The organism is Methanomassiliicoccales archaeon (genome assembly GCA_013415865.1).
GTDB lineage: Archaea > Thermoplasmatota > Thermoplasmata > Methanomassiliicoccales > UBA472 > MVRC01.
The window spans coordinates 1,658,741-1,679,162 of record CP058896.1 but is presented as its reverse complement, the minus strand read 5'-3'; the positions used below and the strand labels follow the sequence as shown (position 1 = coordinate 1,679,162).

The following is a 20,422-nucleotide window of genomic DNA, read 5'->3' as shown; positions in this document are numbered from 1 at the left end:
TCCCAGCGTTGGCGATGAACGCCTCAGCAGCTGACGGATCGAGCATAGATTCGGGGGACACGGCCTGGATATTAATCTCGGCCGCACTTGTGTTCCTTATGACCCCTGCTGTGGGGTTCTTCTATGGAGGGATGTTGAGAAAGGAGAGCTTCCTCTCTGTCCTTGGTCAGACGATCATAATCATCGGATTCGTGACCTTGATCTGGGTAACGTTCGGTTACACCTTGGCCTTTGGTCCTGACGCCAGCGGGGATGGCATCATCGGTAACTTTGATTTCCTGATGATGAGTGATGTAGGACAAGACCCGGGACCTGCAAGCTTAGCGTACATGCCACAGACCGTACCACACCTTCTCTATATGTTCTTCCAGATGACCTTTGCCATAATAACGGTCAGCCTGATCATAGGTGGTATCGCTGAAAGGATGAAGCTCAAGGCCTTGGTGCTTTTCCTGGCCGTCTGGACCTTTATAGTGTACATACCTGTGGCGCACTGGGTGTGGGGCGGTGGATGGATATTTGAGCTTGGGGCGCTTGATTTCGCCGGGGGTACGGTAGTTCATATATCAGCTGGCGTCACCACCTTGGCCGCGGTCCTTGTGCTTGGCAAAAGGCTGAGCGCTCAAAATGGAGATGGAGAACACCCACATAACATTCCCATGGTCGTGCTCGGTACAGCCCTGTTGTTCATCGGTTGGTTCGGATTTAACGGTGGTAGCGCCCTTGGTTCGAACGGCCTTGCTGTACAGGCTGTCGTGAACACGGAAATAGCAGGAGCAATGGCCGCCATCACGTGGGGATTGATGAGCTGGTTGCAATTAGGTCGTCCTGGCGTCCTTGGTCTTGCCTCAGGTGCTGTGGCCGGACTTGTCGCGATCACCCCTGCTGCCGGTTTCGTTGACACCACTGGGGCGTTGATAATTGGTCTCGCTGCCGGGGTCATATGTTATGGTGGCATCCAATTGCGGAAGAGATTCAAATACGATGATGCGCTCGATGTGTTCGGCGTTCACGGTGTGGGCGGTATGTTCGGTGCCATAGCAACTGGGCTTTTTGCGACATCCAGCGTAAATCCTGTCGGTGCAGATGGCCTGTTCTATGGCGGAGGGACCGATCTGCTTCTAAAGCAACTGATAGCAGTTGCCGCGGTCGCTGCTTTCGCCTTCACCATCACGTATGTACTGATGACCATCATGAAGAAGGTCATGACCATCAGGATGACAAAGGAAGAAGAGCGTGTTGGTGCTGATATAATCCAGCACGGTGAGAATGCGTATGAACTATGAGGTGGGACCTATGAAGAAGATTGAAGCCATAGTGAGACCTGAGAAGCTGAACAGCATAAAGTCTGCATTAGAGGAGATCGGCATCATGGGGATGACCGTCTATGATGTGAAAGGACGCGGTGAACAAAAGGGTCTAGAGTTCACCCACAGAGCAGGAAAATACCGTGTGGACCTCTTATCGAAGAAAAAGATCGAGATCATCGTTGAAGATGGCAAGGCAGATGTTGTAATCAATAAGATCATTGAGTCGGCCAAGACCGGTGAGATAGGTGATGGCAAGATCTTTGTAACAACGGTCGAAAGGGTCATACGCATCCGTACTGGCGAGACGATAAAGAATTGAAAGATCATTCTCTCCTCTGCAAAACATCTTAAAAAACATTTTTCTTTTTTTATTCCCTAATAAAAAATGTGAAGGACGTAGATGGTAAGACCGACCCTCATTTCACCTCAGATATGATCCTGAAGGAGATGAAGAACTTAAGGAATGAGGAAAATCTTATCGGAATGGCCCGGTATGGAATCAAGGTCGAGAACGCCCTTGGGATCCCGGTGAGATGGTTAAGGGCCAGAGCAAGGTCTTTGCCCAGGGACAATCGCCTTGCCATTGAGCTTTGGTCAACAAGGATTCATGAGGCGATGATAATGGCAACTATCGTTGCGGTCCCAAAGACCTTCGAAAAGGAAATGGCGTTCAAATGGTGCGATGATTTCGATTCTTGGGACCTTTGCGACCAATGTTGCAGCAACCTATTTTCGAGAACGCCATATGCCAGGGAGTTTGTGGAGCCCTGGTGCTCCTCAGACAGGGAGTTCGTTAGAAGGGCAGGGTTCGTGATGATAGCAGTGCTCGCAGTGAGAGAGAAAAGTTCACCATCGTCAAGCTTTGCCCCATACCTCGACCTTGTCATTCAAGGCTCAATGGATGAACGCAACAATGTTAAAAAAGCGGTCAGCTGGGCCTTGAGGCAGATAGGGAAACGTGATATCAAGGGCCTCGAGATGGCCATCCTCGTTGCGAAAAAATTGGCATCAAGCAAGGACCCATCTGCGAGATGGGTCGGGAAGGATGCCCTAAGGGATCTGATGTCCCCTGACATCCGTGAAAAATTGCTCAGGAAGAGGAAAATGATGACGGAGTGAGAATTATGGCGGACGAGAGGGGATTCGAACCCCTGACCTGCAGCTTAGGAGGCTGCTGCCATATCCATGCTAGGCCACTCGTCCGTTGTTGTCGCTCTTATTCTATCCAATGATATTAAGAAGAAAAATGGTTTAGCTCTTGTCCTCTTCAGAACCGAGCTCCTCCGGGGCCTTTTCCTCGTGCTTGACGTACTCCTCGACATACTCGATCGGGTTGGCCTGCATGGCCTCCCGAAGGTCGGCCACGACCTTGTACTTCGAGAGCATCCATTTCTGATCGTATTTGCATACGTCCGGGAGGGTGATCGTGACCTTCTTGCCATCAACCTTGACCTTGAAACCCTCGCTTGTGCCATAGTCCATCTCGATTATGGCCTTGACCTTGTCCTCATCAGCATCGATGATCTCAAGGACCTTGAACTTATACTTTAGAGCTACGCCCGCGAAACGGCGATTGAAATCGACCCTGACACGACCAGCAGTGACGGAGGTGATGACGCCCACCTTGTTGTTCATGTTGACCTCCATCCCTGGCCTTGGCTCGATGTCCTGCTTTAAGAACTCACGGACAGAGTGCGTCTGGATAAGCTTTGGGTCCCTTGCTCCGGCAGCTTTTTCTGGAGGTATTATGACCTCGATCTCTTCTCCGACGGTCGCACCGGTGAGGGCCTCTTCAAGACCCTCAAAAACACGACCTCCACCGACCAGAAGGGGCATTGGCGCATACTTATATTTCTCATTGAATATGCCATTCGCCTTGGCGTTCTCAGGATTTGTTGTATCGAACATCTCGCCGGATTCAGCAATGTACCCATCAAAGTCGAACTTGATTATGTCTCCCTTGGAAACCTTCTTGCCAGTTGACATGAACTTCACCGATTTGCCCTTAAATGTGCGAAGCAGTGGATATATTGACCGTTCTTAAACTTTGTGCATAGACGACCCTCTCTCCCTGATGCCTGCTGGCATTCATCCTTTGGGCATCAGCTTTTGATAGGAGGGTCATCCTGTCCTCGGTCATGCGCAAGGCGATAAATTATATCAGCTCTCGAGCACTCCCTTTTACCAATGTCGGATCTTCTTGTTTGGGGCTTTTCTAAAAAATTTTTTTAATGGATGTTCATTCACTGACACAATCAAAATTTCCCCTATTATAAAGGAAAAAGTGAAATACTCCGATTTGTCGCCATCAATGATCGAACTATACTTCTTGATCATCGCTGAATCATGAATGTATGATTGCAGATGGTCCTTGCCTTTCGATCCAACCAATGAATGAGCTTTGATCTTACAAGTTACCTCATTTGGATTCTTTCTTGAAGATTAGAATTATATGGTAGATGTCCATTACGAGGCCGGCGCCACCATAGCCTAGACCGGTAGAGCAGCTGACTTGTAATCAGCAGGTCGAGGGTTCAAATCCCTCTGGTGGCTCCACCCTTTAGATCTCTTCTATCCTAGTCCCACTCTATATCATCCTCTACATGGTTTATCTTAAGGACCAATATCTTGAAGTCCTTCTCTATCACCGGGTTTCCATGTACATCCATCGGTTCGCATAGAAGCGCATCGCCAGGACCGAGTTTAATTAATTCCCCGTTGATCATGAAAGTTCCTTCCGAAAGGGCAATGAACACTTCAGTTTGAACCTTATGATGATGCAATTGTACTGTGTCCCCTTTTTTAAATGAGACCTCTTGGATGAAGCTTCCTCGAATGCCCAGTTCTTCTTCAGGGACCAACACCTTTTTACTGTAGCCCCTTCCTTGGACCTTTTTTGCGTCAGCGTAACGAAATATTCTCATCTGCAAGCCCTTGCCGCATCCCTTATGCAACTTTCTATGATGTCAAGACCGGCGTTCAAATGTTCATCCTCTATGACCAATGGAGGTATCAATCTCAATGAAGACCGACCACACCCCAATGTTATCACTCCTCTTTTTGAGGCCAACGAGACGATGTCGTCCCTCAGATGCTTAGCAGGCTCCTTTGTCTTTCTGTCCATCACGAACTCGATGGCCTGCATCATCCCCAATCCTCTGACGTCCCCGATATATTCGTTGCTTTCATACATCTCCATGAGGCGTTTTGACATGATCTTGCCCTTTCTTTCCGCCTGTCCGATCAACCCTTCCTCCTCCATGACATCAAGGGTCGCCAACGCCGAGACACATGCCAGGCAGTTCCCTCCGAACGTGTTGGAATGAGCCCCCTGCACACCAAAATCCAGCTCTTTAGGGAAAATGGTTGCTCCTATGGGAATACCTGACCCGAGGGATTTCGCTGCGCATAAGATATCCGGAATGACGTCGAAATGCTCGATGGCCCACATCCTTCCTGTCCTGCCCATCCCGGCCTGGACCTCATCGTCCACGACCAATATGCCATGGTCTCTCACGATCTTTATCATGGTCGAGGCCCAATCTTTAGGGGGCACGATGTAACCACCTTCTCCTTGGACAGGCTCCATGAACAACGCCGCCACTTCTTGCGGTGGGAGCACCGTCTCGAAATAATGTTCCTTAAGTATCTTAGCGCACCAGAGGTCGCAAGAAGGGTATTCCATCCTATAGGGACATCTGTAGCAATAGGGGTATGGGATGTGTGTCGTTCCTGGGACCAACGGAAAATATCTCTCCCTTTGCACTTTCTTGCTCGCCGTCAGCGATAGCGCGCCCATTGTTCTTCCATGGAAGGCGCCAGTAAATGCGATGAACTGCTTACGGTCCTTAAAGTGCCAACGGGCCAATTTCATCGCGCATTCGATGGTCTCTGCACCGGAGTTGCTAAGGAACACCTTTTTGGACCGGTCCCCAGGTGCGAGATGGGACAGCCTCTTGACCAGGTCGCTTTGGACCTTATAATAGTAATCTGTCCCAGCGAAATGCATTACCTTTTCGGCCTGCGATTGGACAGCCTTAACGACCTTAGGATGGCAGTGACCTATGTTAAGAACGGAAACGCCCGATGAGAAATCGATAAGTATGTTTCCATCGACATCCTGGACTATAGCCCCTTTAGCCTTTTCTACTGCTATCGGGGATGTCTTGGTTGAAGTCGCGAGATATTCCTTGTCGACCTCGATTATCTCCCTTGCCTTCGGGCCCGGAGGCTCGACCTTTATGTCAGGGACCTTGACCATATTGATCGCCATCCATCCTTTCACTACGTACTGGAAAATATTATAGGTTTGCTGGACGGAACGATGAGGTTTTCTTTTATTTGACCTCTGAGAACTCTCTTGCTCAGAGCGCTTCTCCTATAGAAGACTCTGCGCTCTCTATCACTCTTGTCAGGATGGAATAGGCATGGATCATGTCCTTATCATCAACTATGAAGATCGTATCTGTGTAACATGATACCGTCTCTGCCACATTTACGTTGTTCTCGGCAAGATTGTCAGCTAGATATGCAAAGACGCCAGAGGTGTCCGTGATCTTCTCAGGGGATTTCACCGTTATCTCAACGAGGTCTGAGCGTACCCTGAGAACGTTCTCCTTCCCGACGGTACTGATTATTTCGTTCTTCAGCTTCTCGTCCGCGATCACAGTGATCGCTTGCGCCCCTTGGATGATCTGCATTATCGCCTTCTCATTGATCAGCTTCACGAACACGAGCTCTAGTTTGTGAAGGACGGTCCAGTCATTCTTCACTGTGACCGAGCATATTTTTGTCTTGACCTCCAACCTGCTGTTGCCCAGTATCTTCAATATATCCTTTTCATGATCCTTCTTGGATAATTTCTGAGCATAACGCCGACAAGCGATCATCACAGCCTCCTCGTTCTTAATGTCAAGGTCCTTCATTATCTGCCTGGCCAATGATGAGTAATTGATCAAATCCTTAGATATGCAATCTTTGATGCTAGGATGTGAATCGATGTAAACCCTTGTCTTCTCAGCAATGCTCTCTTTCTGTGGCGCCTCTTTCATAAAAAATCAAATAGAAACAGAGTATTTGAATGTTTTATTTTAGACATCAATGTCTAGACAAGAATTCCTTCAAGCAAACATTGAATTTTGTTATGCTTGAATCGCTAATGATGAGCGGCGGGACCAGCCTTATTGTCTTCCCAGCTGTCACGTTCAACAGTATACCTTTAGCGAGGCCGTATCTTTGGAACTCCTTTGCCCCGTCCCCCATCTCCAGGCCTGTCATGAGGCCGATCCCCCTTATTTCCTTGATGAGCGAAGAATCCTTGGTCATCTTCTTGAGCTCAGAGCGCCAGACTTCCCCGACCAGCCCGGCCCTTCTTACGAGATCTTCTTTCTTGATCGTGTTTATGACCGCGCAACCTGCGGCACAGGCCAATGGGTTCCCTCCGAACGTCGTACCATGGCTTCCAGGGGTAAACGTCATAGCGATGTCCCTTCTGGCCACGATGGCGCCGATCGGTACCCCTCCGCCAAGACCTTTGGCCAAGGATATTATGTCAGGGACGACACCATAGTGCTCGAAACCGAACCATCTGCCGGTACGCCCCATCCCTGTCTGGACCTCGTCGACGATCATCAACGCGCCCGTCTCATCGCAGAGATCCCTCGCGGTCTTTATGAACTCCATCGTGGCCGGGATGACCCCTCCCTCCCCCTGGACCACTTCCAGCAAGACCCCGGCCGTCGATGTGTCGACCACCGATTTCAATGCTTCCACATCATTGAACGGTATATGATGGAACGCGTTGGATAGCAAAGGCCCATAACCTTCTTTGTACTTTGGCTGTCCAGTAGCAGACAGTGCTGCAGATGTCCTGCCATGAAAAGAATTGGCACACGCGATGAACTTGACGCGCCTGGTATGCTTCGATGCGAGCTTCAGCGCGGCCTCGTTGGCCTCGGTCCCACTGTTGCAGAACATGGAGACCTCCAGAGGAAATGGTACGATGGAGGCGATGGCCTCGCCGAGGTCGGCCTGTTCTTTGGAATAGTATAGGTTCGAGATGTGGATCATCTTCGATGCCTGTTCACATATGGCCTTAACAAGTTCGGGATGGCCATGGCCCAGGCAGTTCACCGCAATCCCCGCGACGAAGTCTATGTACTCTTTTCCGTCGATATCGTAGACGAATTCCTTTTTTCCATGGGTTATGCAAATATCCTCACGGCCATAGTTCTGAAATAGATAAGCGCTGTAAAGGGTCTTGATGTCATTGAGTTCCATCTTCACACCTACTTCGTTATCCTTGTGCCATGGTTCCTTCCAATGAGCAGCTGACCGATCAACGCTTCAGGGTCTTTGCCGTCTATCATGTTCGCCGCGCTAACTCCCGACCTTATAGCCATCACACAGGCCTCCAGCTTTGGGATCATCCCTTCCTTGACAACTCCATCCTTGACAAGGTCTTCGAACTCGGACTCCCTTACATTTCCTATCACTGAGCTTGGGTCGCCAAAGACGCGCATCAGACCTGGAACATCAGTGACCAGTACAAGTTCTTCGGCCTTAAGGGCGATCGCAATGTGGGCCGCGGCCGTATCGGCGTTGACGTTCATGAAGTGGCCATCCATATCGGCACATATTGGATAGATCACTGGGACCGTGGACCTCTTCGCCAGGACCAAGATCGCCTTTGGGTCCACATGGTCGACCTCTCCGACCCAGCCCAGGTCCGCCAGCATCTCTTGGCCGTTTTCGTCCTTTATCTTGACAGGGGGCATTTTCCTACATATGATGGTGTTGCATTCAGACCCGGCCATGCCCATCGAGCTGATTCCTTTGGCCTGCATGGACCGTACTATTTCACCGTTTATCCTTGATAGCACACCCTTGGCCACCTCGAGGGTGCTGTCATCGGTTATCCTCAGGCCCATGACCTTCTTAACGGGCAGGTTGCGCCTCTTCATTTCGTCGGTTATCTCTGGACCGCCTCCATGAACGATAACTGGCGATATGCCTAGACCGACCAACAACCTGATGTCATTGCCAAAGCGTTCCAATCCTGCACTGTCGATAGAACTGCCACCAAATTTTATGACGACGAACTTTCCACGGAGCGAAGGCGCGCGGGGAAATCCCTCGATCGTTGAGCTCTCCATTCCTTTCCCTCAAGTGGTATAGTCCGCATTGATCTTGATATAATCATATGTGAGATCGCATCCCCATGCCTCTCCAAACGAGTGCCCCACGCCTAAGTAAAGGTCGATGATGATCTTTTTCCCGGACAATATTTTTCTGGCATCAAGTTCAGATTGAGAACCTGGTACCATGGTTGGAGAGCCTTTTTCAAAAAGGGTCACCGTGGTACTGTCATCGCTGATGTCGAGCTTGACCTGGTCGAGCTGGAAAGCTGCGCCTGAGTTACCAAGCGCCGCCAAGATACGGCCGAAGTTGGGGTCTGCCCCGAATATAGCGGTCTTGACAAGATTGGAGGAGATGATAGCTCTGGCCGCGCTTCTTGCCTCCTTGCTGGTCTTAGCATCCAACACCCGGACCTCTATGAGCTTGGTCGCCCCCTCGCCATCAATGACAACCTGTTTCGCCAATGACTGGGCGACATACTTGACCCCCTCCCAGAATGATAGGTCATTATCGGCTGGAGCGCCGCCTGCCATTCCATTCGCCAAGAACATCGAGACGTCGTTGGTGCTCTGGTCACCGTCAACAGATATGACATTGAAACTGTTGTCCATTATGTCCTGCCATTTTCCGTTAGCGTTCTTGTTAAGGACCGCGTCCGTGGTGATGAAGCTTAAGGTCGTTGCGTGCGCCACCTTCATGGAAGGTGCTATCATCCCAGACCCTTTGGTTATCCCCCCGATCGTGACCACAGTCCCGTCCTTTAGGGTGACCTGGCAGGCCGCTTCCTTATGTTTTGTATCTGTCGTCATGATCGCTCTCGCGGCCAAAAGATCGGCCTCTCTGCCCCTGGATAATTGAGCCACCGCCTTGGGTATCCCTGCTGCAACCTTTGGCATGGGTAGGAACCGTGCGATCACCCCTGTTGACGCCACACCGACAAGGCTCTCATTGATATGAAGTGCCTCCGCGGCGATCGCGCACATGTCTCTGGCATCGTAGATGCCTTTGGCCCCGGTGATCGCATTTGCATTGCCACTGTTGATGACTATGGCCTGCAGCATTTTCGGGTCCTTCTCCATCATGACCTCTATCGGTGCCGCCCTCATCCTGTTCTGTGTGTACGCAATCGCACACTTTGCCGGAACGTCAGATGCGATTATTGCAAGGTCCAGGTTCTGCTTTTTTATGCCGCAGTGTATGCCTGTGGCCCTGTACCCTTTAGGGCTTGTAATGCCGCCATCGATGACAGTGTATGCCATTCGCTTATACCCCCAGACCGGGGAAGTCAAGGCCCGCGGCCTCTTCGATGCCGAACATCAGGTTGCAGTTCTGGATGGCCTGCCCTGATGCTCCCTTTACAAGATTGTCTATCGCGCTCATAACAACTGCGTTCCTCTTACCAGCCTTTTCAACGCCCAGCTCACAGAAGTTTGAACCATTGACGGACGCCATCGAGGGCACTGTGGTCATCCTTATGAACTTTTTGCCTGAGTAGAAGCCTTGGTAAATATTTTGTAGCTCTTCTTTTTCCAAATCCTCTTTTAAGCGAGCGTAACATGTGCAGAGCATTCCTCTGACGACCGGTAGAAGGTGTGGTGTGAAGATGACCTCCACATCGTGCCCTGCGACCTTTTCAAGGGCCATCTGGATCTCAGGGGAATGACGGTGTGAGCCGACCTTGTATGGGGTTATGCTTGCCCCGCAGGTCGGATGGTGGGTGGCCTTTGTCGGTTCTGCTCCGGCCCCTGAGGTGCTGCTCTTCGCATCGATTATGACCCTTTCTTCTATCACATCCTCTGCAAAGAGAGGGGCTAGCGCAAGGATCGAGCAAGTCGGGTAGCAGCCTGGATTCGATATAAAATCCGCCTTCTTTATCTCATCAGCGAAAAGCTCAGGAATACCATAAACTGCCTTGCCCAGATTCGTAATATCCCGATGTTCTGTCCCATACCACTGTTTGTAGACGCTGACATCTTTGAGACGGTAATCCCCGCTGAGATCAATGACCTTGACACCTGAACTTAACAAATCAGGCACGATGTCCATCGATGCCCCATGTGGGGTGGCGGTGAAGACAACGTCACAATCGATGCCATCAAGCTTGTCAGTGAAAAAAATGTCAACGAATCCCTTTAGGAAGGAATGGGCCTTATCGACCCTGGTCCCCGCCAGCTGACGTGAGGTCATCGCGACAAGTTCTATCCTGGGATGACGGCATAGGAGACGCGCCAACTCCCCGCCCGTGTAACCTGAACCACCAACAACCGCAGCTTTGATCATTCCGGTAATCCTCTTTTCAGATTCTGGCGAATTCCTCGGTTTGATTATTAAGAATGATGACCGAAATAGGACAATCGGTATTTAAGATGTAATTAGGGGGCTCTCTCCAATTATACTAATGCAAAAAACCTAATCCCTCGAGTACCTGATTCTAAGACAATTGAGGAGATCGGGGTCAGGACCACGGGCACGGTTCCAGGTATGGTCCTGTCAAATAGTAGACCGTTTGCGAGCCTGGTGAAGATGCCTTCTTAGAAATGCGAGACCACATGGTTCAGCTTGCTCATGAGGACGATAGGCCCAACCATGATGACTGTCATTGAATGGTTCCGTTCCACGAAATATCGCATGAATGATAAAATTCATCCACATCAGGCATGAAAGACCGTGATTATTGTTTGTTAAGTGATGTCCAATAGAGGACTGCGTTTGTACTAAATGTCCATTCGTTGGCGTGTGAGTCTTATATACTCTCATTTCATCGCCGAACTCGATTCACATGGTTGCAAAGGGCAAGAAGGCATCCACTGCAAGGTCATCAAAGAAGGACAAGGTCGTCCTCGCTTATTCAGGCGGTCTCGACACGTCGGTCGCCATCCGCTGGCTCCAGGAGAAATACGACCTGGAAGTCATCGCGGTCTCTGTAGATGTAGGACAGCCTGGAGATATGAACAAGAACATCGAGAGGGCTAAGATAATCGGCGCTACCAACGCCTATGCCATCGACGCCCAGAAGGAGTTCGCCGAGGACTATGTCTGGCCGTGCCTGAAGGCGAATGCCATGTACATGCAGACCTACCCGATGGCAACATCGGTCGCGAGGCCTTTGATCGCAAAGCTCCTCGTCGACATCGCCAAGAAAGAGGGTGCCAAGTACATCGCCCATGGTTGCACCGCGAAGGGCAACGACCAGGTCCGCTTCGACGTGTCGATCAATGCACTCGACCCCTCACTGAAGATCATCGCCCCGATGAGGGAGTGGGTCATGACCAGAGAGGACGAGATCGAATATGCAAAAGAGCATAACATCCCGATCAATGTGAAGAAGGCATGTCCTTACAGCACAGATGAGAATCTTTGGGGAAGGAGCTGCGAATGTGGCATATTGGAAGATGCTTGGGCAGAACCTCCTGAAGATGCTTTCGAATGGACGGTCAGCCCTGATAAGGCCCCAGACACCCCTCAATATGTCACCGTAAAGTTCGAAAAGGGGGTACCGGTGGCCATAGATGGCAAGAAGTTGTCGGCTGTGGCGCTCATCAAGAAGATGAACGAGATCGCGGGAAAACATGGCGTTGGCCGCATCGATCAGATAGAAGACCGCCTAGTAGGCATCAAGTCCCGTGAGATTTATGAGGCCCCAGCGGCAATAACACTGATAACCGCGCACAGGGACCTAGAGAAGATGGTCCTGACCAAGGACGTCGCGAACTACAAGAGGCTCGTGGAACAGCGCTACGCCGAGCTTTGTTACGATGGTCTTTGGTTCAGCCCGCTGAAGGAAGCGCTGGATGCTTTCATGGACAAGACCCAGGAGTTCGTCACCGGAGAGGTCAGGCTGAAGCTGTTCAAAGGTTCGTGCAGCGTCGTCGGCCGCAGGTCCCCATACTCGCTTTACGACACTGGCCTTGCGACCTACGCCGAAGGTGATCAGTTCGACCACACCAGCGCCAAAGGGTTCATCTACGTCTGGGGATTGCCATTGCGCAGTGTTGCGAAGAAGCAAAAGAAGTGATCTGCAATATGTCTGAGAAGGTCCTTTGGTCAGGTAGGTTCGACAAGGCCCCGACGAGCGAGATGATCGCGTTCACCACCTCACTACCTGTGGATATCAGGTTGGCATGGTACGATGTCGTTGGTTCGATCGCTCACGCTAAAATGCTAGCGAAGCAGAAGATCATCACAGAGGAGGACGGCGACAAAATAATCACCGGGCTTAAACAGATGCTCAGGGAGATCGAGAGCGGTCATATCGAGCTTGACATGTCCAGCGAGGATGTCCATTCGGGCGTTGAAGGTCTTCTGACAAAAAGAATAGGTGAAGCTGGGGCCAGATTACATACGGCCCGTAGCAGGAACGACCAGGTGATCACGGATTTCCGCATGTATATGAGGGACGTCACCCTGATGACGATAGAGGCGACCGTGGCCCTTCAAGAATCCTTGCTGGAACAGGCCAAAAGGCACATCGACACCGTCATGCCGGGTTTCACACACCTACAACACGCCCAACCTGTGACCTTGGGCTATCATCTGATGGCCCATGCGTTCAAGGTCCAGAGGGATGCTGACCGCCTCATCGACTCTTACAAGAGGTTGAACGTCTGTCCCCTTGGGTCCGCTGCACTGGCAGGGACCACATACCCGATAGACCGCCATATGACAAGCCATCTGTTGGGATTCGACCGCCCCACCGACAACGGAATGGACTCGGTCAGCGATCGCGATTTTGCAGTGGAGTATTGCTTCATATCATCTTTAGGCATGTGCCATTTAAGTTCGCTTGCCGAAGAGATGGTCATCTGGAGCAGTCCGGAGTTTGGATTCGTGGAGATCAGCGATTCTTTCAGCACTGGGAGCTCCATCATGCCTCAGAAGAAGAACCCGGACGTGGCAGAACTTGTACGGGGAAGGACCGCACGGGGGACCGGTTCATTGATGTCGATGCTCACACTTATCAAGGGTCTCCCGATGTCATACAACAGGGACCTCCAAGAGGACAAGGAGGCGGTGTTCAGGACCGCGGACAACTATATCGCTTGCCTCAGGATGATGGCCGGTATGCTTGCGGAAGCAAAATTCAATGGCGCAAGGATGCGGGAGGCCGCTAAGAACGGTCTCCTGAACGCCACGGACCTGGCCGATTACCTTGTTAAGAAGGGCATGCCTTTCCGTCAAGCGCATGAGGTCGTTGGGAAGATGGTGCGCCATTGTGTAAAGACGTCGAGGTCGTTAGAGGATCTGGACCTGAATGAGATGAGGACGTTCTCTGACCTGATCGGTCCAGATGTCCAGAAGGTGCTCGATATCGAGGAATGTGTGAAGAGGAGGACGTCCTTCGGAGGAACTTCCCCGGTCCAGGTCGAGAATCAGATAAAGACTGTCACCAGCAAGAAAGAGGACCATCTCTTCTTCATAAAAAAAGAAAGAGAGCGCTCTGTCCAGGTCTGGAATGGGCTCATGTACGGTCTATGACCTCACTCTTCAAGCATCGAGAGGGTGTTCCACTCCAGGTCGTGCTTGATGCCTCCTTTATTGAGTATCTTGCTCAATTTCTCGGCGACCCTGACGACCTCTCCGCTCTTTGCAGAGCCCCTAATATAGAACTCTTTTTTGCCCAGGGGGAACACCATACGCATCCTTCCCTTGCGATTGTAACCCTCAGGCTTGCTGTTCTTTTGCAGCTCGCACATGTTCAGGTAGATGAACATCTGCATGATGTCCTCGTCCTCAGGGACCTGTTCAGTCTCTTCAAGGAACGTCGTGAGCACTTCGGGGAAGACCTTTGCCATGTCCTTATATTCAAAACCGTCCTTCAGGACGAAGTGGCCACTGCTCGCTTTCATTGTTTTTTTGATATGGACCGGCATATTAATAATTTCCCGAAGTTGGAGGGTCTCCCTCGTAAGATCGACATAGATTCGATCGCTCAAGGGAAGTGCTCGGCACTCAATCAATATTAACCCCTCAGGCATTTAGCTTGGACATGAGAACGGTCCTGACAATAGCCGGCTCCGATTCAATAGGTGGGGCTGGAGTGCAAGCGGACCTCAAGGCCATCGCCTCCCTGGACCTGCATGGAGCTTCCGCCCTGACCGCAGTGACCGCACAGAACACCAAAAGGGTAGAGAGGATCTTACCGCTCGATGTTAGCGATGTCATCGCCCAGATAGATGCCGTCATGGACGATTCAGATGTTTCGGCGATCAAGACCGGCATGCTATTTTCTGCCGAGATCGCGGAGGCGGTGAGCAATAGGCTAAAGGGGCTGGATATCCCGATAGTTGTGGACCCCGTCATGATCGCCGGAGTAGGTGATAGGCTGTGTTCGGATGGGCTATTGACCTCGTTGAGACGGTCAATGCTCCCTTTGGCGACTGTTGTGACCCCTAACAAGGAGGAGGCGGAGTCTCTCTCAGGGAAAAGGATATGCTCACTAGATGATGCCGTGGCCGCAGCTGTCGCGATCAAAGAAATGGGACCAAGGGCAGTGCTCATCAAGGGAGGACATCTGGAAGGCAATGGTGTTATCGACCTTCTTTACGTTGATGGCAAGATGATAGAGCTGAAAGCTCCAAGATGGCCCGTAAAGGTCCATGGCGCAGGTTGCACACTGGCCTCCTACATAGCTGGTAATATTTCCAGGGGGATGGAGGTACGTTCCGCCGTGATGGATGCCAAAAGGAGGGTCACGGATGCCATAGCGCTGAGCTATCCCATAGGGGAGGGGATGAACGCCATCAATCCGATGGCCAGCAAACAGAAGGAGGCGATGAGGGGTGAAAGGATCGAATCTCTCCGATGGATGGTGGAAAGGCTAGAAGAGGGGCTCCCAGCATCATGGGTTCCCACCTCAGGCGGTGATGTGGTATACTCCCTGCCGGCGCCTCAGGGTTTCTCAGAGGTCTGTGGAATCGAAGGAGGTCTCGTCATCAAAGGAGGGCGGCCCAGAAGAATTGGGGATGTACGGTTCGATGCATCAAGAGAGCTGGCATCCGTGGCGATCGGACTGTCGATCCATGATCTGGCAAGAACGACCGTCCTGGCATTGAGAGGAAGCGAGAGGAACATCAAGGTCATGAAGAGATCTGGAATGATGTGGGCCGATTATGATCTCCAGATAAGGTCAAGGGACTGTAGTGCCATAGCCGAGACCGTCGGTCGGGGGATCGAACAAACAGGTTTTGTACCTGATATCATATTTGAAAGGGACGGGATGGGCACGGAACCTATGATATTGGTCAATGGAAGGTCACCATCGGATGTTCTAAGGAAGATTGGCCCTGTGCTCCATTGAAGGTGATGAATTGAAGATCGCGATGTTCACGGATACCTACCTGCCTACAAGGGATGGGGTGGTCACATCGATCCTGAACACGAAAAGGGAATTGGAGGCCCAAGGCCATGAGGTCTTCATCTTCGCACCGGAGCCTTATGACCGGGTCAGCAGGGACCCCGATGTTTTCTATTTTAAGGCCAAGGCCTTCCGGAGCTATGATGGTTATACAGTGGCAATGTTCCCCACGGAGAAATGCAGCATCTTAAGGGGCCTTGGTGTTGATGTGATACACACCCACGGTCTCTTCTTCCAGGGCCTCAGGAGCATGCTTGCGGGAAAGGAGCTTAGACTTCCAGTGGTCCTGACATGGCACACTATGGTGACCGATGCGGTGAAATACTACAATTTCACCATGTTGCCAGAATGGTTCGTCGACAAGATGATGTGGATATATCTTCGCACGCTCCTCACAAGAGCGGAGTGCGTCGTCGCGCCTACGCACGCCATCGAGGCCGAGCTCAGAGGATATGCACCGAGGATGAGAAGGATAGAGGTAGTGCCCACAGGCATCGATACTGAAAGGTTCAATTGTCATCAGGACGGGCGGTCCATGAGGGAACGTATGGGTGTGAAGGACAATGAGAAGATGGTCCTGGCATTGGGAAGGGTGGCCTGGGAAAAGAACTTGGATCTTGTCCTGAAAGGGTTTGCTTGCCTGCACAAAGATGAACCGCATACTAAGCTGGTCGTGGCCGGGAATGGTCCGGCCATGGGTCATTGTGTTCAACTTGCCAAAGAACTTGGTATCTCTGACCACACAAGATTTCCAGGATTTGTCGATGATAAGGACCTTCCTAAGCTGTACGCGGCCTGCGACGCCTTCACCATCGCGTCGAAGTTCGAGACGCAAGGACTGGTCTTGCTAGAGGCCATGGCGACCGCGAAGCCGATATCGGGAATTGACTATCGGGCGGTGGGCGAGCTCATTGTTGATGGTAAGAACGGTTTCAAGTTCAAGGACGACCCTGAAGATTGGGCCCGGGCCACCAAGGCAGCCCTGTACGCATCTGACGAGGTCAGAAGAAATGCGAGAAGGACGGCGGAGCAGTTCAGCATCAAGAAAGGTGTGGAGAGCCTCGTCAAGATATACGAGAGTTCTATTGTCTCGAAGAGGACAAGGGTCTCGCGCTGATTCATATTAATATATGGTTCATGATTATATCCATATGGCGGACATAGGGCAGTTATTCTATGAATTATTAAGTCCTATGGGCACGCTGGGACTCTTGTTGTGCGTTTTTCTTCTGTTCTACATCGATGCCATAGTCTTTCCGACCCTTCCAGAGCTCTTCACGATCATCATCTTCTCGGTCGACCCGACGATAGGATTCGCAGCGGAGGTCCTGATCACAATAGCTATCGCTGAGGTCCTTGGCCTCCTCACGCTCTATATCATCGTCAAGAGATTGAAGGTCCCAAAGAAGATATCCGAGGCGGTAAAAAGGTATTCTGGTATGCTGGTGGTCAAGAACGAGAAGATCATTTTGCTAAACAGGATCGCACCAGTCCTTCCATTCATGGGAGCCTTTGTCGCGATGTGCGGTTGGGACCTGCGAAGATCGGTCGCATATACAATTATCGGAGGCATGACGAAATACGGGACGGTCCTCGCTCTCAGTGCGTTGTTCTACGCATATCTTTCCAGCGGGGCTGCGACATTGGTGACGATGGCCCTTGTGATCGGGGTGATAGCGGTCAGCCTGGTCCTGTCCTATATCAAAAAGAAGGATGTGCCCAAGACATCCCGCCCTGGTTAAGATCCTCTTCATTTAATCTTTTCCACGGTCACATGGAAGGTCAATGTAAGGCCCATCAATGGACTGTTATAGTTCATCGCCGCCTTGCCGGTCTCAAGATCGACGTCAATGAGGACGAACATGTTGTTCCCAGTATAACCTCTTATGTTCCATGAGTCCTCTTCAGTAACAAGGTGGGTGAATTCAATCAGCCCCTCGCCGTTGTTGACGGTCGAGTCGACCGAGTCGATCCTGATGTTCCAGCCTGACGATATGGCAGGGTTATTATTTGCGTACACTTTATATTCAGATCCTTGCACCGCAGCATTCTGGTATAATACCCGGTCATTTCCCGAATCAACATTGAGCACTGTGACAGGCCATTTATAGGTGGGATGTGTCAGCGTGAGGCCGGTCACCGGGATCGACCCAAAGGTGCTGTTGAAACCTGATATCGTCGTCTCTACGAATACCGGGGCCGTCTGATGAAGGTCAAAGGACTTCACCTTGCTAAGGTCCATCAGACCATATCCTTGCTCAGGAGGGATCACTATTACCTTCGTCTGACCTTCCTTCATGCCTCTCACTCCTAGGTCAAAGCCAGTTATGGTCTGTCCTCTTCCCACCGTGAAGGTGAATCCTGAGTAAGCGGACTGGGACCTCATGGTGAACCATGCTGTCTTAGGATAGGTCTCATTGTCCAAGGCCACTTCCCACATGGATGTGTCAAAGACCTTTTCGACCCCTTGGATATTTACTGTGCCATAATAGTTAACAGTGATCGAATCCCCATTGCCGACGGTCGAACTATCGTTATCAAAAACTATCACGTATGCCGTGGAGGTCGATGCCAATAGGAGCACGATGATCAAGAGCGCCAATATCGTCTTGGAAATTGCCATCGTGTCATTTTTCAGGTCCTTGAGCCTCATAGTGATACTGAGCAGGCAACCGTATGGCACCATTTAAAGTTTGCTTGCTCCACTAGATGCCCTGGTCCGGATATCCTTTTTATACGCGGCTCATGTTACAATGCCATCATTCAGTTATGGTGTTCAGATGAAGACCCTTTACATTCACGCTGATTTCATGGAGTACGAGACCAAAAAGCCAACTCCGGTCGCTGAGGAGATTGTCGATGGTCGCACCAGCGGCAGAGCGGAGGAGGTGCTCGTGGCCTTTATCACAGTGGAAAAGAAGGACGAGGGCAAGGTCGATGCCGTTGTGCGAGAGGCGGCGCTTGACCTTAGAGAGGTGGTCGAGAAGGTAGGCGCCCTAAGGGTCATGCTTTATCCCTATGCCCATCTGAGCCCTGACCTTTCCGACCCAAAGACCGGTAAGGATGTTCTTGCGAAGCTTGAACAAGCCCTTAAGGAGATGGAGATCGAGGTGATGAGGGCCCCCTTTGGATGGTATAAATCTTTCAAGATAAGTTGCAAGGGACACCCATTATCTGAGCTCTCAAGGGACTTCGAGGGAGCGGTGGAAGAGAAGGAGAGAAAGGGTGAGGAGAGCTTCCTTGTGCTCCTGCCTGACGGTACAGAGCTTTCACCAAATGAGTACAAGGGCGGCAGTGAATGCTTCATGATCATGATGCAGAAGGAGGCCCTCAAAAAGGAGTGGCCACTTTCTGGGGAGGTGAAGTATCTGCGCCTCTGCAAGAAGTTCGGTATCCAATGGGAGTCGATGAGCGACGTCGGCCACATGTGCTTCACCCCAAAGGGGGCGCTCATGTTCGACCTGTGTGCGGACTATTCTAATCAGATCGTGAACTCGATGGGTCTTCCGGTCTATACGGTGAAGGGCACCAACATGTTCTCTTTGGACGAGGGTCCAGTAGCCGAGCACGCAAAGCTCTTTGGCGACCGGCTTTACACCGTCGAGACGGAGAAGCGCCGTTTCGTCATGAGGTATGCAGCCTGTCATCAGCAATTCGCAATGATGAAGAACTGGAACATCAGCTATAAGGCGCTCCCATATGGAGCGTTCGAGGTTGCCGATTCCTATAGGCTCGAGCAGTCCGGAGAGACCATGCTCTGCTTCAGGACAAGGCGCCTTAACATGCCTGACCTCCACGTAGTTTGCAGGGACATCCCGGAGTCAGAGGAATGGTTCCTGAAGCTCGACGAGCGGATATACAAGGAAGCTGAGAAGCTTGGCAGGGACTATGAGATGCTGGTCAATTTCTCCTCAAAAGAGGCCTATGCTCAGCACAAGGACATGCTGATGAAGATACTCAGAAAACACAACAGACCAGCATTGTTGCATTTCTACCCTGAGGGGATCAATTACTATTGGACGGTCAACATCGAATATCATATACTGGACGATATGAAGCGGGCAAGGGAGATAGGCACAGTACAGATCGATGTGGGAAATGCAAAACGTTTTGGTATAACCTATACGGACGAGAACGGCAAGAAACAATATCCTGTCATCCTTCACACGGCTGTCATCGGCACCATCGAACGTTATCTTTACACCCTCTTCGACACGGCGGTCATGATGGAATCCCAGGGGAAGCTTGGAACTTTGCCGGTATGGGTAAACCCAGAACAGGTCAGGTTGTTGACCGTAGGCGAGTCCCATCTCGGAAAGGCCAGAGAGATGGCTGATGCGCTACAAGCAAAGGGTGTCCGTGTCGGGCTCGATGACCGCGGCGAGACAGTGGGCAAGAAGGTCCGCGAGGCCAAGCAGGACTGGGTGGCATATGTGGTGGTCGTCGGGGATAAGGAGATGACCTCAGATAAATTGAGCGTGTATGACAGGGCGCTCAACAAGAACGTGGAAATGACATTGGAGCAGCTGGCGGACAAGATACGTGCAGAGACCGCCGGAATGCCGAACAGGCCGATGTACCTCCCTCGAGAGATGTCCAGGCAGGTCGACTTCAGCTGACC

19 protein-coding genes and 2 tRNA genes are annotated in these 20,422 nt (G+C 51.2%); 10 read left to right on the top strand and 11 right to left on the bottom strand.

Annotation, left to right across the window (positions count from 1 at the left end; translation table 11 throughout):
- Window positions 1–44: 44 nt before the first annotated feature.
- From HPY73_08515 to HPY73_08505, 3 genes are all read left to right on the top strand, one after another.
- Window positions 45–1,286 carry an ammonium transporter gene (locus HPY73_08515; protein ID QLH75742.1) on the top strand — a complete coding sequence of 414 codons (1,242 nt, stop codon included), beginning with the start codon at window positions 45–47 and terminating at the stop codon, window positions 1,284–1,286.
- A gap of 10 nt (window positions 1,287–1,296) precedes the next feature.
- A complete protein-coding gene (locus HPY73_08510; GenBank protein QLH75467.1) occupies window positions 1,297–1,629 on the top strand; it encodes a P-II family nitrogen regulator in 333 nt (110 codons plus the stop codon).
- Window positions 1,630–1,697: 68 nt separating this feature from the next.
- Window positions 1,698–2,429 carry a DNA alkylation repair protein gene (locus HPY73_08505; GenBank protein ID QLH75466.1) on the top strand — a complete coding sequence of 244 codons (732 nt, stop codon included), beginning with the start codon at window positions 1,698–1,700 and terminating at the stop codon, window positions 2,427–2,429.
- Between the two features lie 6 nt (window positions 2,430–2,435).
- On the opposite strand, the gene HPY73_08500 is transcribed toward HPY73_08505, so the two are convergent.
- Together HPY73_08500 and HPY73_08495 are read right to left on the bottom strand one after the other, a co-directional pair.
- Window positions 2,436–2,513, bottom strand: a tRNA-Arg gene (locus HPY73_08500).
- 48 nt (window positions 2,514–2,561) lie between these two features.
- Window positions 2,562–3,305 carry an FKBP-type peptidyl-prolyl cis-trans isomerase gene (locus tag HPY73_08495; protein ID QLH75465.1) on the bottom strand — a complete coding sequence of 248 codons (744 nt, stop codon included), beginning with the start codon at window positions 3,303–3,305 and terminating at the stop codon, window positions 2,562–2,564.
- Window positions 3,306–3,789: 484 nt separating this feature from the next.
- Between HPY73_08495 and HPY73_08490 the strand changes: the two genes are divergently transcribed.
- A tRNA-Thr gene (locus HPY73_08490) sits at window positions 3,790–3,866 on the top strand.
- A gap of 20 nt (window positions 3,867–3,886) precedes the next feature.
- On the opposite strand, the gene HPY73_08485 is transcribed toward HPY73_08490, so the two are convergent.
- The 7 genes from HPY73_08485 to HPY73_08455 all read right to left on the bottom strand — a co-directional run bounded on the left by HPY73_08485 (window position 3,887) and on the right by HPY73_08455 (window position 10,727).
- Window positions 3,887–4,234 (bottom strand): cupin domain-containing protein, encoded by a 348-nt coding sequence (locus HPY73_08485; GenBank protein QLH75464.1) that lies wholly within the window; start codon window positions 4,232–4,234, stop codon window positions 3,887–3,889.
- On the bottom strand, window positions 4,231–5,571 hold the full coding sequence (locus tag HPY73_08480; GenBank protein QLH75741.1) for an acetyl ornithine aminotransferase family protein: 1,341 nt from the start codon (window positions 5,569–5,571) through the stop codon (window positions 4,231–4,233). The genes HPY73_08485 and HPY73_08480 overlap by 4 nt, the downstream gene beginning before the upstream one ends.
- A 103-nt stretch (window positions 5,572–5,674) precedes the next feature.
- Window positions 5,675–6,361 carry an ACT domain-containing protein gene (locus HPY73_08475; GenBank protein ID QLH75463.1) on the bottom strand — a complete coding sequence of 229 codons (687 nt, stop codon included), beginning with the start codon at window positions 6,359–6,361 and terminating at the stop codon, window positions 5,675–5,677.
- A gap of 46 nt (window positions 6,362–6,407) precedes the next feature.
- Window positions 6,408–7,589 carry an acetylornithine transaminase gene (locus tag HPY73_08470; protein QLH75462.1) on the bottom strand — a complete coding sequence of 394 codons (1,182 nt, stop codon included), beginning with the start codon at window positions 7,587–7,589 and terminating at the stop codon, window positions 6,408–6,410.
- Between the two features lie 8 nt (window positions 7,590–7,597).
- Complete coding sequence (argB, locus tag HPY73_08465; protein ID QLH75461.1) at window positions 7,598–8,464, bottom strand: acetylglutamate kinase; 867 nt, start codon at window positions 8,462–8,464, stop codon at window positions 7,598–7,600.
- Between the two features lie 9 nt (window positions 8,465–8,473).
- Window positions 8,474–9,706, bottom strand: coding sequence for a bifunctional ornithine acetyltransferase/N-acetylglutamate synthase (argJ, locus tag HPY73_08460; GenBank protein ID QLH75460.1), 1,233 nt, complete (start codon window positions 9,704–9,706; stop codon window positions 8,474–8,476).
- Between the two features lie 4 nt (window positions 9,707–9,710).
- Window positions 9,711–10,727 carry an N-acetyl-gamma-glutamyl-phosphate reductase gene (locus HPY73_08455; GenBank protein QLH75459.1) on the bottom strand — a complete coding sequence of 339 codons (1,017 nt, stop codon included), beginning with the start codon at window positions 10,725–10,727 and terminating at the stop codon, window positions 9,711–9,713.
- Window positions 10,728–11,226: 499 nt separating this feature from the next.
- On the opposite strand from HPY73_08455, the gene HPY73_08450 reads away from it, so the two are divergent.
- Together HPY73_08450 and argH are read left to right on the top strand one after the other, a co-directional pair.
- Window positions 11,227–12,462 carry an argininosuccinate synthase gene (locus HPY73_08450; protein ID QLH75458.1) on the top strand — a complete coding sequence of 412 codons (1,236 nt, stop codon included), beginning with the start codon at window positions 11,227–11,229 and terminating at the stop codon, window positions 12,460–12,462.
- A gap of 8 nt (window positions 12,463–12,470) precedes the next feature.
- Entirely contained in the window at window positions 12,471–13,922 is a 1,452-nt protein-coding gene (gene argH / locus HPY73_08445; GenBank protein ID QLH75457.1) for an argininosuccinate lyase, read from the top strand.
- A 2-nt stretch (window positions 13,923–13,924) separates the two neighbouring features.
- On the opposite strand, the gene HPY73_08440 is transcribed toward argH, so the two are convergent.
- Complete coding sequence (locus HPY73_08440) at window positions 13,925–14,293, bottom strand: hypothetical protein (GenBank protein QLH75456.1); 369 nt, start codon at window positions 14,291–14,293, stop codon at window positions 13,925–13,927.
- 140 nt (window positions 14,294–14,433) lie between these two features.
- On the opposite strand from HPY73_08440, the gene thiD reads away from it, so the two are divergent.
- The 3 genes from thiD to HPY73_08425 all read left to right on the top strand — a co-directional run bounded on the left by thiD (window position 14,434) and on the right by HPY73_08425 (window position 17,543).
- On the top strand, window positions 14,434–15,744 hold the full coding sequence (thiD, locus tag HPY73_08435) for a bifunctional hydroxymethylpyrimidine kinase/phosphomethylpyrimidine kinase (protein QLH75455.1): 1,311 nt from the start codon (window positions 14,434–14,436) through the stop codon (window positions 15,742–15,744).
- A gap of 22 nt (window positions 15,745–15,766) precedes the next feature.
- Window positions 15,767–16,918, top strand: coding sequence for a glycosyltransferase (locus HPY73_08430; protein ID QLH75740.1), 1,152 nt, complete (start codon window positions 15,767–15,769; stop codon window positions 16,916–16,918).
- A 94-nt stretch (window positions 16,919–17,012) separates the two neighbouring features.
- The gene (locus tag HPY73_08425) at window positions 17,013–17,543 is read left to right on the top strand and encodes a hypothetical protein (GenBank protein QLH75454.1); all 531 of its coding nucleotides are present in this window, start codon (window positions 17,013–17,015) and stop codon (window positions 17,541–17,543) included.
- A gap of 8 nt (window positions 17,544–17,551) precedes the next feature.
- Here the strand turns inward: HPY73_08425 and HPY73_08420 are convergent, their stop codons facing one another.
- Window positions 17,552–18,454: an FKBP-type peptidyl-prolyl cis-trans isomerase gene (locus tag HPY73_08420; GenBank protein QLH75453.1), complete on the bottom strand. Its 903-nt coding sequence runs from the start codon at window positions 18,452–18,454 to the stop codon at window positions 17,552–17,554.
- 127 nt (window positions 18,455–18,581) lie between these two features.
- Between HPY73_08420 and HPY73_08415 the strand changes: the two genes are divergently transcribed.
- Window positions 18,582–20,420, top strand: coding sequence for a threonine--tRNA ligase (locus HPY73_08415; protein ID QLH75452.1), 1,839 nt, complete (start codon window positions 18,582–18,584; stop codon window positions 20,418–20,420).
- Window positions 20,421–20,422: the final 2 nt, after the last annotated feature.